The 12,781-nt window shown below is 71.6% G+C and carries 8 protein-coding genes; 7 read left to right on the top strand and 1 reads right to left on the bottom strand.

Annotated features, from left to right (window positions below):
• Positions 1-48 precede the first annotated feature (48 nt).
• Both WG209_RS15735 and WG209_RS15730 read left to right on the top strand, forming a co-directional pair.
• A complete protein-coding gene (locus tag WG209_RS15735; protein ID WP_337176018.1) occupies positions 49-1,230 on the top strand; it encodes a glycosyltransferase in 1,182 nt (393 codons plus the stop codon).
• 22 nt (positions 1,231-1,252) lie between these two features.
• A complete protein-coding gene (locus tag WG209_RS15730; protein WP_337176017.1) occupies positions 1,253-2,167 on the top strand; it encodes a glycosyltransferase family 2 protein in 915 nt (304 codons plus the stop codon).
• 49 nt (positions 2,168-2,216) lie between these two features.
• Here WG209_RS15730 and WG209_RS15725 read toward each other — a convergent pair whose 3' ends face one another.
• Complete coding sequence (locus WG209_RS15725; protein WP_337176016.1) at positions 2,217-4,301, bottom strand: mechanosensitive ion channel domain-containing protein; 2,085 nt, start codon at positions 4,299-4,301, stop codon at positions 2,217-2,219.
• 204 nt (positions 4,302-4,505) lie between these two features.
• Here WG209_RS15725 and WG209_RS15720 point away from each other — a divergent pair, with 204 nt between their 5' ends.
• The 5 genes from WG209_RS15720 to WG209_RS15700 all read left to right on the top strand — a co-directional run bounded on the left by WG209_RS15720 (position 4,506) and on the right by WG209_RS15700 (position 12,761).
• Positions 4,506-5,609 (top strand): hypothetical protein, encoded by a 1,104-nt coding sequence (locus tag WG209_RS15720; RefSeq protein WP_337176015.1) that lies wholly within the window; start codon positions 4,506-4,508, stop codon positions 5,607-5,609.
• Between the two features lie 337 nt (positions 5,610-5,946).
• The gene (carB, locus tag WG209_RS15715) at positions 5,947-9,183 is read left to right on the top strand and encodes a carbamoyl-phosphate synthase large subunit (protein WP_337176014.1); all 3,237 of its coding nucleotides are present in this window, start codon (positions 5,947-5,949) and stop codon (positions 9,181-9,183) included.
• Positions 9,184-9,285: 102 nt separating this feature from the next.
• Entirely contained in the window at positions 9,286-9,798 is a 513-nt protein-coding gene (locus tag WG209_RS15710) for a hypothetical protein (RefSeq protein ID WP_337176013.1), read from the top strand.
• Positions 9,755-11,602: a glycerophosphodiester phosphodiesterase family protein gene (locus WG209_RS15705; RefSeq protein WP_337176012.1), complete on the top strand. Its 1,848-nt coding sequence runs from the start codon at positions 9,755-9,757 to the stop codon at positions 11,600-11,602. Before WG209_RS15710 ends, WG209_RS15705 begins: the two co-directional genes overlap by 44 nt.
• A 106-nt stretch (positions 11,603-11,708) precedes the next feature.
• Positions 11,709-12,761 carry an acyltransferase gene (locus WG209_RS15700; protein ID WP_337176011.1) on the top strand — a complete coding sequence of 351 codons (1,053 nt, stop codon included), beginning with the start codon at positions 11,709-11,711 and terminating at the stop codon, positions 12,759-12,761.
• Positions 12,762-12,781: the final 20 nt, after the last annotated feature.

The raw sequence follows: 12,781 nt of genomic DNA, 5'->3' as shown, positions 1-12,781 counted from the left end.
GGCGAGCATGAACCAGGACGCACGAACGGACAACACGGAGGTGACATCATGACGACCGCGACCGAGACGAGGGCGTCGCGCACGCCGCGCGCGGCCTCCGCGCGCTGGCTGCACCTGTGCAACGGGCTGGACCCCGTCCGCGACGGCGGCATGGTCCCGAGCATCCTGGGGATGACCGGCGCGATGAAGCGGGCCGGGGGGGACGTGCGGATCGTCACGCCCACCGCCTCGCGGCTGGACCAGTTGGCCCTCCCGGCGGGGCTGGCGATCGACGGGCCCGACGTCGACCTCGACGCGGCCGTCCGCTCCGCCGAGGTCGTCCACATGCACGGCCTCTGGCAATACCACTCGCGACGCGGGGCGGCCGTCGCCCGCGCGGCGAAGGTCCCCTACGTCATGGCCGCGCACGGCATGGCCGAGCCCTGGGCCCTCCGCCACAAGCGCTGGAAGAAGCGGCTGTACCTGGCGCTCGTGGAGTCCAGGAACCTGCGGCGGGCGTCGTGCCTGCACGCGCTGTCGCGGCCGGAGATCGGCCACCTGCGCGACCTCGCGCCGTGGGCGCCGGTCTGCTTCGTCCCCAACGGCGTCGACCTCGCCGCGTTCGACGACATGCCCCCGCGCGCCGCGCTGGAGGCCGAGCATCCCGAGCTGAAGGGCAAGTTCGTCCTGCTGTTCTTCGGCCGGGTCCACGCCAAGAAGGGCCTGGACCTGCTGGCCGAGGCGATGGGCGCGCTGGCCGCGGAGTTCCCCCGGCTCCACCTGCTGATCGCCGGCAAGGACGACGGGGCGCTGGCGCCGTTCGAGGCGCGGGTCGCCGAGCTGGGGCTGTCCCGGCGCGCGACGTACGTCGGCCACGTCTCGGGCGAGGGGGCCCGGCGGGTCTGGGCGGCGGCCGACGCCTTCACGCTCCCCAGCTACAGCGAAGGCTTCAGCATGGCGATCCTGGAGGCCATGGCGAACCGCCTGCCGGCCGTCTTCACCACCGCCTGCCACTTCCCCGAGGCCGCCGCGGCCGACGCCGCCGTCGTCGTCGAGCCCCGGGTCGAGCCGCTCACGAAGGCCCTCCGCGAGCTGATGGAACGCTCGCCCGAGGAGCGCCGGGCGCTCGGCGCCAACGGCCGCCGGCTGGTCGAGTCCGACTATACCTGGGACCAGCAGGCCGCGCGGCTGGCCTCCGTCTACGAGTGGCTGTCCGGCGGCGGCGCCCCGCCCGAATGCGTCATCCCCTGATCGTATCGAGGAGCCGATACCCATGCCCGCCCTGGATGAACCCCGGATCGACGCCCCACCGCGCCCCGCCGCGCCGCTCGCCAACGTCGCGAAGGCGCGGGTGAGCGTGATCGTCCCGGTCAAGAACGAGGCCGAGAACCTCCGCCGCTGCCTGCCGGCGCTCGACTGGGCCGACGAGATTTTCGTGATCGACAGCCAGAGCACGGACGACACCTGCGACGTGGCCGTCGAGCACGGCGCGAGCGTCGTCCAGTTCGCGTTCAACGGCGTCTACCCGAAGAAGAAGAACTGGTCGCTGGACAACCTCCCGTTCCGCAACGAATGGGTCCTGATCGTCGACGCCGACGAGGTGGTCGTCCCCGAGCTGGCCGCGGAGATCCGCGCCCGGATCGAGGCCGACGAGGCCGACGGCTACTACCTGAACAGCAAGTACTACTTCCTCGGACGACGCATCAAGCACTGCGGATATTCCGAGTGCTGGAACCTGCGCCTGTTCAAGCACAAGCTCGGCCGCTACGAGCGCATGCCCGACCATTCCGGCGGGCGCTCGGGCGACAACGAGGCGCACGAGCACGTCGAGCTGCAAGGCCGCGTCGGCCGGCTGACCCGCGAGCTGGACCACCACGCGTACCCGACGATCGCCGCCTGGGTGGAGAAGCACAACCGCTACGCCGTCTGGGAGGCCGCCCAGTACGAGCGCTTCCTCAAGGAGCCGATCCCGAAGGGCATCGGCCGCGGCAAGCGGTTCAAGCGGATGCTCAAGAAGATTTATCTGCGCCTGCCGATGCGACCGGCCGTCCGGTTCCTCTACTCCTACGTCCTCCGCCGCGGCTTCCTCGACGGCAAGCCCGGCCTGGTCTTCTGCGCGCTGCTGTCGTTCTACGACTTCCTGGCGTGGGCGAACGTCTACGAGCGGAAGGTGGCCGAGTCCTCCTGAAGGCGCCGGGGGGCGGCCGTCGCGCCGCCCCCCGCGCGGCCCTCGGCCGCTACGCTTGCAGGATGCGAGGCTGGCCGTCGGGCGCCTCGGCGAAGGGTGCCCGGCCGCCCTCCTCGGCGTGGTAGCGGACGGCCTGCTGGGGCACGGGGATGCGGATGCCCAGCTCGTCGAAGCGGTTCTTGATCCGGCGGAGCAGCTCGCGCTTGACGTTCCACTGCTGGATCGGCCGGGTCTTGATGAAGAACTTGATGACCACGCACCACTCGTCGAGCGCGTCGACGCCGAGCATCGTCACGTCCTCGAGGATCATGAGGCTGTAGGTCGGGTCGTCGCGCATCTGCTGGCAGAGGCCCGTGATCACGGCGATGGCGCGGTCGACGTCCTCGCGATAGTCGACCCGGATCTCGAACAGGGCCCGGGACCAGCCGTGGGTGAAGTTGGTGACGGCCGTCACCTGGCCGTTGGGGAGGAAGTGGACGCGCCCCTCCAGGTCGCGGAGCACGGTCATCCGCAGGGTGATCTTCTCGACCTGGCCGGAGAGCCCGCCGATCTCGACGACGTCGTTGATCTTGTACTGGTTCTCCAGCAGGATCACGAAGCCGTAGAAGTAGTCGCGGATGAGGTTCTGGGCGCCGAAGGCGACGGCCAGGCCGAAGACCGCGGCGCCGCCGAGCAGGGGGGCGATGGGGATGCCGGCCTCCTGCAGGACCATCATGCCGCCGCCGATGAAGACGGCCACCGTCACGGCGTTCTGGAAGACGCCGACCAACGTCCGGGCGCGCGCCTCGCGCTCGACGCTGGATCCGCGCGCCCCGTCGTGGGCGACCAGGCGGATGACGCGCTCGGTGAAGAAGCGGGAGAGGACGTGGACGAGTGCCATCGCCGCGAGGATGGCGAGGATCCTCGGGCCGTGGTCGACGAGCCAGGACAGGACGTTGTGCGCGCTGAAGGGGTTCTCCAGGCGGCGGATCTCCTTCTCCGCGACCTCCACCTGGTCCTTGGCGGCCTGGGCCTTCTTGAGCGAGTCGATCTGCTCGGCCTGGAGTTCGGCGCGGGCGACGTGCAGGCCCTGGAGGCGGTCGCTACACTCGCGGACGTCGAGGTTCGCCGCCCTGAGCCGCTCCTCGACCTCGTTCACCCGGGCGAGCAGCCGGTCGAGCTCCTCGCGGGGCGCGCCGGCGAGCGAGCGCTCGCGGAAGGCGGCGGTCAGGGCCGCCCGGCTCTCCGAGGCGTTGTCGCGGCGCCTGTTGGCGGTGGCGAGGAGCCTCTGCTCCAGGGCGATGTCCTTGTCGACGCTCTCCAGCCGGTCGGTGGCCGAGCGGGCCTCGGCCTCGGCCTCGCGGGACGCCTCGGCCTTGGCCTGGGCGTCCCGATGCGCCTTCGCGAGACCCTCGTCGGCGGGCTCGCCCGCGCCGGCTTCGGTGCCCGACGCCGGCGCCGGCGCCGACGCGGGAGGCGTCGACTCGCCCCCCGCGAGCGCCCCCGATAGGGCCTGGGCGGGGTGCGCGATGGCAGGGGCGGGGGGGGCGATGGCCGGGGCGGAGGGGGCGGTGGCCGGGGCGGCGGTCGCGGGGCCGTCCGCCGTGGGCGTGTCGGCCGCCTTTGGCGCGGGGTCGGCGGGGGCGGGCTCCTCGGGGCCGTTCCCCTCGAGCCTCTTCAGGGCCTGGCGCCCACGCTCGATCTTCTGGGTGAGGTTGGCGATCTGCTCGCCGGTGGTCTTGCGACCCTCGATGGCGAGGTCGAAGCGTTCCTTCGTGAGTTCGCGGGCCCTGGTCAGCCGCGCGACGCGGGCCTCGGCGTCCGCCCGCTCCGGGCCGTCCCCCGGGGGGAGCTGCTCCAGGGCCTCCCTGGCCGTCTTGAGGGACCGGTCGACCTCGGCGAACGTGGCCTCGGCCTTGGCGTACTCCCCCTCGGGGTCGTCGCGCTCGGCCTTCAGGTGGGCGAGGCGGTCCTCGTCCTCCGCGATCATGCGCTGGAGGCGCGTGATCTGCTCGGCGACGGACTCCCCCTCCGGCCCCGGCGCGGGGGTCGCGAGGGGCTCCGCGACCGGGAGGGGCTGAGATCCCCCCGGGCACGACGAAGCCGCGGCGAGGGCCAACCAGACGATCAGCGACGATGAAAGCGCGTACCTCAAACCGATCTCCCTGGGCTTTCGGCGAGAGGTCGCCGAGACTCCGGGTGCGGGGACGGGACACGCGTCCCTTATGCGGGAATCGGCGAGGAGCCTCAACCCCAGTTGGGCGGGGACGCGGGGCGATCGGCTAGCGGCCGAGGCCCGCCGACGCCGATACACCTCATGACGTCTCACCTTCCAGCCGCGGCGAGCGGGGCCGATTCCATGACGACCGATCCACTCAAGCCGACCCCCCTGGGCACGGGCGGGCTGGTCCTCGTCTCGGAGCCGACGGAAGCGGCGTTCACGATCCTGCTCCCCGAGGGCTGGACCCACGGCGTCCACCTGCAACGCGAGCACGACCTGAACCGCGCGATCGTCTCGTCGATCCGGCCGGACGGCGGGGCGATGTTCCACGTCGGCGACCCGAGGCTGCCGCTGTTCATGGCCCCGGGGCCTCACATCGCCCCGCAAGTCCTGGCGTTCTCGCCGCACATCCGGGTCCAGCCGTACACGCCGGCCGACCAATTCCTCGTCGACTACGCCCATCGCTTCTTCGGCGCGGCGCCCGGCTTCCGGCTCCTGGGCGCCGCCCCCAGCCCGGGGTTCCTCCGGCTCGCGACCGAGGTCCGTCGGCACGACCCGTCGGCCGACGTCACCGCGGCGGCCGTCACGTTCGAGCACTCCGGCGCGGGGAGGCCGATGACCTGCCGCGTCCACGGCTCGACCGTTCGCGTCGGCTGGATGTGGATCGTGGAGCTGATCGTCGCGAGCACCGTCGAGGACGTGGACGCCCTCGACTCCCTGGCGCTGCGGATCATGACCTCCCGGACCTCCAACCCCGCCTGGGTCGCGGCCAACCAGCGGCTCCACGAGCAACGCCTGGCGATGGGCCGTCGGCAGGTCCAGCACATCAACGCCATGACCGACCTGCAGACCCAGGCCCATCATCAGCGCATGCGGGACATCCAGGACTTCGGGGCGGCCAACACGCGGATGCACGAGCAGAGGATGGCCGGCCACGACGCCGCCCATCAATCGTGGATGGCCGCCCAGGCCGCGAACGAAGGCTCCCACCGCGCCTGGATGGACGGCCAGGCCGCGGGCGACGCCGTGCAACGGTCGCGGATCAACGCGATCCGCGAGGAGCATACCGTGATGGATTCCGAGGGCCGGACCCACCAGGTCGACATCCATCACGAGCGGTACTTCGTCAACAAGCGCGACAACACTTACATCGGCGTCGGGGCCGCGACCGATCGGGAGGACCTGCGGCGGACCCACGGCGTCAACCCGGACGACTTCGAGGAGGCGCGGATCGTCGGGTGAGCGGCCGTCGACGGGAGACGGTCCATCGCGCGTCGCGAGCCCCGAGGGATAGTTCGAGGGGTCGTCGGGGCGAAGATTGGACCCCCGGATCCGTCGTCGCCCTTGTCGACGAGCGTCGGGGATTGCTAAAATCGGGAAATTTTCCGGGTCGCGCCGCCGTCGGATCTCTCACGAAACGGGCGGGGCCCGAGGCGCGTTTCGCGAGTCACCCGGGGCCGCGCGGCGGCTCCCGGGAGAAGTTGCGCGCGACGCGAGGCCCGTTCGACCCGACGGACAGCGCGACAGTAGACCGACCGAGCCCGCCCACACCCCCGGAACGACGCGAGAGCGACCTACAGTGCCCAAGCGAACCGACATCAAGAAGATCCTGATCCTCGGCGCCGGGCCGATCGTCATCGGCCAGGCCTGCGAGTTCGACTACTCGGGCACCCAGGCGTGCAAGGCGCTGCGGGAGGAAGGCTACGAGGTCGTCCTGGTCAACTCGAACCCGGCGACCATCATGACCGCCCCGGAGATGGCCGACCGGACCTACATCGAGCCGGTGATCCCGGAGATCGTCGAGCGGATCATCGCCGCCGAGCGGCCCGACGCGGTGCTGCCGACGCTCGGCGGCCAGACCGGGCTGAACGTCGGCATGGCGCTGGCGGAGTCCGGGGTGCTGGCGAAGTACGGCTGCACCCTGATCGGCATCACCGCCCCGGCGATCCGCACGGCCGAGGACCGCGACCTGTTCAAGAAGGCCATGGAGGAGATCGGCCTGGAGAGCGCCCGGTCCGGCATGGCCGAGAGCCTCGAGGAGGCCCGCCGGATCCGCGACGAGGTCGTCGGCCTGCCGTGCGTGCTGCGGCCCAGCTTCACCCTCGGGGGCTCCGGCGGCGGGATCGCGTACAACCGCGAAGAGTTCGACCGCATGGTCAACTACGCGCTGGAGATCAGCCCGACCCACTCCTGCCTGATCGAGGAGAGCCTGATCGGCTGGAAGGAGCTGGAGATGGAGGTGATGCGGGACGGCGCCGACAACGCCGTCATCATCTGCTCCATCGAGAACTTCGACCCGATGGGGGTCCACACCGGGGACAGCATCACCATCGCCCCGGCGCAGACGCTGACCGACAAGGAGTACCAGCGGCTGCGGGACGCCTCGCTGGCGATCCTCCGCAAGATCGGCGTGGAGACCGGCGGGTCGAACGTGCAGTTCGCGATCAACCCGCGCGACGGCCGGCTGATCGTGATCGAGATGAACCCGCGGGTCAGCCGCTCCAGCGCCCTGGCGAGCAAGGCGACGGGGTTCCCGATCGCCAAGATCGCCGCCAAGCTCGCGGTGGGCTACCGGCTGGACGAGCTGCGCAACGACATCACCCGCGAGACGCCCGCCTGCTTCGAGCCGGCGATCGACTACGTCGTCACCAAGGTCCCGCGCTGGGCGTTCGAGAAGTTCCCCGACGCCAACGCGGTCCTGACCACCCAGATGAAGTCGGTGGGCGAGGTGATGGCGATCGGCCGGACGTTCAAGGAGTCGCTCCAGAAGGCCCTGCGGGGGCTGGAGGTGGGGCGGTTCGGCATCGGCTGCGACGCCAAGGACCTCTGGGGGACGCCCCAGCAGCCGACCGAGGACGAGATCATCGCCAAGCTGGCCACGCCGAACGTCGACCGGCTGTGGCACGTGCGCTACGCGCTGCTGGCCGGCATGAGCATCGAGCGGATCCACGAGCTGACGGGCATCGACCCTTGGTTCCTGGCGAACATCCAGGAGCTTTGCGAGGTCGAGGGCCGCCTGCGCGAGGTCGGCGCGCCGGCGGAGGCGTCGGACGACCTGATCCGCGAGGCCAAGCGGGCCGGGTTCTCCGACCGCCAGCTGGCGCACCTGTGGGGCACCAACGAGGGGGAGATCCGCCGCGAGCGGCACCGCCGCGGGATCGGCCCGGTCTACAAGCTGGTGGACACCTGCGCCGCCGAGTTCGAGGCGGCGACGCCGTACTACTACTCGTCGTACGAGCAGGAGGACGAGGCCCGGGTGGGCGACCGGCCGCGGATCATGATCCTGGGGGGCGGGCCGAACCGGATCGGGCAGGGGATCGAGTTCGACTACTGCTGCTGCCAGGCGGCGTTCGCGCTGCGGGCCGACGGCTACGAGGTCGTCATGGTCAACTCGAACCCGGAGACCGTCAGCACCGACTACGACACCTCCGACCGGCTGTTCTTCGAGCCGTTGACGGTCGAGGACGTGCTGGACATCTGCGACCGCGTGAAGCCGACGGGGGTGATCGTCCAGTTCGGCGGCCAGACGCCGCTGAACCTGGCGAAGGCCCTGGAGGCGGCCGGCGTGCCGATCATCGGGACGAGCCCGGAGAACATCGACGTCGCCGAGGACCGCGAGCGGTTCCGCCTGGTGATCGAGCGGCTGGGGCTGCGGCAGCCGCCGAACGCCTCGGCCACGCGGTTCGACGAGGCGCGTCGGATCGCCGACCGGATCGGCTACCCGGTGGTCGTGCGGCCGAGCTTCGTCCTGGGCGGCCGGGCGATGGAGATCGTCTACGACGAGCCCAGCCTGGTGCGCTACATGGCCGAGGCCGTCGACGCCAGCCCGGACCGGCCGATCCTCATCGACAAGTTCCTGGAGGACGCCGTCGAGGTCGACGTGGACGCGGTCTGCGACGGCGAGCGGACGATCGTCGGCGGCGTGATGCAGCACATCGAGGAGGCGGGGGTCCACTCGGGGGACTCGGCCTGCGTCATCCCGCCGTACTCGCTGCCCGACGAGATCGTGGCCGAGCTGAAGAAGCAGACCTACGCGCTGGCCGAGGCGCTGGGCGTGCGCGGCCTGATGAACATCCAGTTCGCCGTCAAGGGGGGGGAGATCTACGTCCTGGAGGTCAACCCGCGGGCGTCGCGGACCGTGCCGTTCGTCTCCAAGGCGACGGGCCTGAACCTGGCCCAGGTCGCCGCGCGGGTGATGGCGGGGCGGACGCTGGCGGAGCAGGGGGTGACGGAGGAGCCGGTGCCGGCGTACACGTCGGTGAAGGAGTCGGTCTTCCCGTTCGCCAAGTTCCCGGGCGTGGACATCGTGCTGGGCCCGGAGATGCGGTCGACTGGCGAGGTGATGGGGATCGCCCCGGACTTCCCGATGGCCTTCGCCAAGAGCCAGCTCGGCGCCAGCTCCCGGCTCCCCTCGGGGGGGACGATCTTCGTGAGCGTCGCCCAGCGCGACCGCCAGGGGATCGTGCCGATCGCCCGCAGGCTGGCCGACCTGGGCTTCAAGCTCATGTGCACCTCGGGCACCGCGGCGGCGCTGGCGGCCGACGGCATCGAGGTGGAGACCGTCCGCAAGATCCAGGAGGGGCGGCCGAACCTGCTGGACCACCTGACCAACGGCGACATCGCCCTGGTCGTCAACACCCCCAGCGGCAAGGGCGCCCGCACCGACGAGGGCCGCATCCGCGCCAGCGCCGTCAGCCACGGCGTCCCGTGCATCACCACCCTGGCCGGCGCCCGCGCCGCCGTCGCGGCGATGGAGCGGCTGCGGGAGAGCGACATCGAGGTCTACGCGCTGCAAGACCTGCTGAGGAAGGGCTGAGGCATACGGCCGGCCTCCACTCGCCCGACGCCGGGCGGGAGGCCGGCCGCCCCACCACGCGAGGAGCCCACGCCGATGACCCGCCGTCGCTGGATCCAGCGCTTGCTCCTCGCCGCCGTCGCGATCGCGGTCCTGATCCCGATCCGCGAGTGCGTCAGCCCGCACGACTGGGTCGAACTCCGCGTGATGGAAGTTCCAGACGACCTGGACCGTATCGTCGTCCTCCGAGGCGAGGGCGTCGAGCCTTACCCTTTGAACGTGTATCACGCCAAGCTCTTCGTATTCACCGACGTTCCGATGGGCGGAGAGTGGTCCTGGAATTCCCCGACCGGCGAACGGAGGGGCAACGTCCAGTGGGTCTCAGGCGACTGGTATGGGATCCTCGCCCGCCGCGAGACGGGAGAATGGGTGACGTGGCGCCTGGCGCCGGAAGACGTCCAGGGGCCTTCCTCGCTGCGGTACCTACTCGGCGGTGGCAGCGCGACGATCCGAGCCGCGGGGTCCGAGGCCGCGACCCCCGCGCCGGTATCCCTGTTGAAGCGGATCTGGGCTGTGGACGAGGTATTCCCCCATGAGCGACGCGATGAAGGTCGCCGTGAGCGAGCCGATCGATGACGACGTCACCCGGAGGATGCTCGGGCGGATCCGGCGGCGGTGGGGGCCGCTGCTGACGTTCTCCGCGGCGTTCTCGCTGCTGGAGGCCGCGGCGCTGGCGCCGGCGGCGGCCGGGGTGCTGCGGCTGGCGCTCGAGTCGTGGGGGCGTTGCTCGGTCGGCAACTTCGAGATCGCCGCCTTCTTCCTGTCCCCCCAGGGGATCGCCGGGCTCGCGGTCCTGGCGGCGATCCAGCTCACCACGTTCCACCTCCGGCTGGCCGGCGTGATGGGCGTGCTGGCCGGCGAGGGCCCCGGCGTCTGGCACGCCTTCGACGTCGTCAAGCGGCTGCCGACGCTCCTGAAGGTCGACCTCCTCCAGGCCGTCCGCTACCTCCTCCGCGCCGCGCCGTACCTGGCGATCGGGTCGGTCGCCTACATCAAGCTCTGGGGGCCGCACGACCTGAACCGGCTGGTGGTCGACCGGCCGGCCGAGTTCTGGCAAGGGGCGGCGGCCGTCGGGGCGCTGGCGGTCCTCTACGGGATCGACGCCGGGCGGATGTACCTGCGGTGGCTGTTCGCGGTCCCGGCGGTGCTGTTCGAGGGGGTCCGCAACCCCTTCACGGCCCTGCGCGTCAGCGAGGAGCGGGCCCGGGGCCGGCTGCTCCGACTGGCCGCGCCGGTCGTCGGGGCGGGGCTGGCCTTCCTGGCGGCGTCGTCCGCGCTGACCTGGGCGCTGGGGGCGATCAACGCCTACATCCTCGACCTCGACCAGGTGGGCCATCGGCCCCGGGTCGCCGTGGCGGCGACGGCCGCGCTGCTGGCGCTCGACGCCGCGGCGCTGGCGGCGTTCTCGGCGGCGTCGGCGGCGGCCTTCGCGGCGCTGGTCATGGTGGCGTACAAGCGGGCCGGCGGCGCGATCCGCGAGGACGCCGTCCCCGAGCCGAGGGCCCGGTGGTGGACCACGGCGGCCGTGCTGATCTCCGTCGGGTCGGTCGCGCTGGCGGCGCTGGCCGTCCGCGGCATCATCTCCGACGCCCGCGTCGCCGAGCACGTCGAGGTCACGGCCCACCGCGCCGGGGCCTTCCGAGGGCCGGAGAACACGCTCGCCGCACTGCGGGTCGCCGCCGCCGACGGGGCCGACTGGGCCGAGATCGACGTGCAACTCACGGCCGACGGCCGGCTCGTCGTGTTCCACGACGACGACCTCCTGCGCGTGGCCGGGTCGCCGCTCAGGGTCGCCGGGTCGACCCTCGAACAACTGCGCGAGGTGGACCTCGGCGCGCCGTCCGGTCCCGAGTTCGCCGGCGAGCGGATCGCCACGCTGGAGGAGTTCCTGGCGCTCGCCGGGGGGCTGCGGATCGGCCTGAACGTGGAGTTGAAGGCGAAGGACGACGCCGGGGCCGTGGCGCTGGCGGGGCGGACGGTCGCGGCGATCCGGGAGGCCGGGGCGACGGGCCGGGCGCGCGTCTGCGGCCAGTCGTTCAAGGGGCTGGCCGAGGTCCGCCGGCTGGCGCCCGGGCTGGAGATCGGCTTCATCTCCGGCGCGGTGATCGGCGACCCGACCCGGCTGGACGTGGACTTCCTGATGATGGAGGCGCGGCTGGCCGTCGGCTCGTTCGTCGACCGCGCCCGGTCGCGCGGCAAGGAGGTCCACGCCTGGACCGTCAACGACATCGACCGCGTCGGCCCGCTGGTGGACGACGGCGTGGCCGACATCATCACCGACGACGTCCCCGGAGTCCGCGCCCGCCTCGACGAGGTCGCCCGCCTGGACCCGGTCGACCGCCTCCTCCTGCGGATCCGCCACGGGCTCTCGCGCCGTTGAGGATGGGCCTACGCTTCGGACGTGTTGACTTGTTTCGGCCGGATTCGCTAACCTCCCTCGAATCGCCGCGCGGCCCCAACGCACCTTGATGTGGAGATTCGTCCGTATGGATGTCACCCCCGTCGCCGATCCTCGCCCCTCGACCGCCGCGAAGGCGGCGAGCCGGCCGGCGCGTCCCAAGGACATGAGGATCGAGAGCCTCAGGGGCCTGGCGCTGATCCTGATGGTCGCGGGGCACGTGATCGGGGACTCGCCCGAGTCGGGGATGAAGGTGGCCGACGACTCGGGCTACCGCTACTTCTACTTCTCGCTGTCCTACCTGCGGATGCCGCTGTTCACGGCGATCTCGGGGTTCGTGTACTCGCTGGCGCCGGCGTCGCGGGACGCGGCGGGCCGCTTCGTCGTCGGCAAGGCGCGGCGGATCCTCCTGCCGTTCGCGACGGTGCTGACGGCCCAGTTCCTGATGAGGATGGCGACGCCTGGCGTGAACATGCGGCCCTCGCTGTCCGACCTGCCGGCGGCCTACCTCTACGGGATCGACCAGTTCTGGTTCCTCCAGTCGATCTTCGCGATCTTCCTGGTGGTCGGGGCGCTGGACTGCGTGGGGGGGCTCCGGACGTTCCCCCGGTGGGCGGCGGCCCTGCTGTTCTCGCTGGCGTTGTATCGCCTGCCGATCCCCGTGCCGCACGTGTTCTCGCTGAACGGGGCGGTCTGGCTGCTGCCGTTCTTCCTCCTGGGCTGCGGGGTCAAGCGATTCCCCGAGAAGCTGTTCCACCCGGCGACGCTGGCCTTCGCCGCCGCGTGCCTGGCGGTCGGGATCGCCGCCCAGCAGGCGGCGTGGTTCTCCTGGCTGTCGGTCTCCGAGATCCGGGCCTGGATGGTCCCCGCGCTCGTGGGGCTGACGGGGAACCTGCTGCTGTTCCGCTACTTCCCGGTCGTCCCGGCGCTGGCCTTCGTGGGCGCCCACGCCTACACCGCCTACCTGCTCCACGTCTTCTTCACGGCGGGCTCGCGGATCGCGCTGTACCGGGCCGGGATCGATTACCACCCGATCATCTTCGTCGTCGGGGTCGCGGCGGGGGTCGGGATGCCGATCCTCGTGGAGCCGTTGATCGCGAAGTCCAGGCTCCTGCGGCGGGCGGTCCTCGGCCTTCGCTGAGGTCCGCCCGCCGGGGCTCG

The organism is Paludisphaera sp. (genome assembly GCF_037189885.1).
GTDB lineage: Bacteria > Planctomycetota > Planctomycetia > Isosphaerales > Isosphaeraceae > Paludisphaera.
Note: the sequence above shows the minus strand (reverse complement) of the source record. Positions and strands in the feature narration are given on the sequence as shown.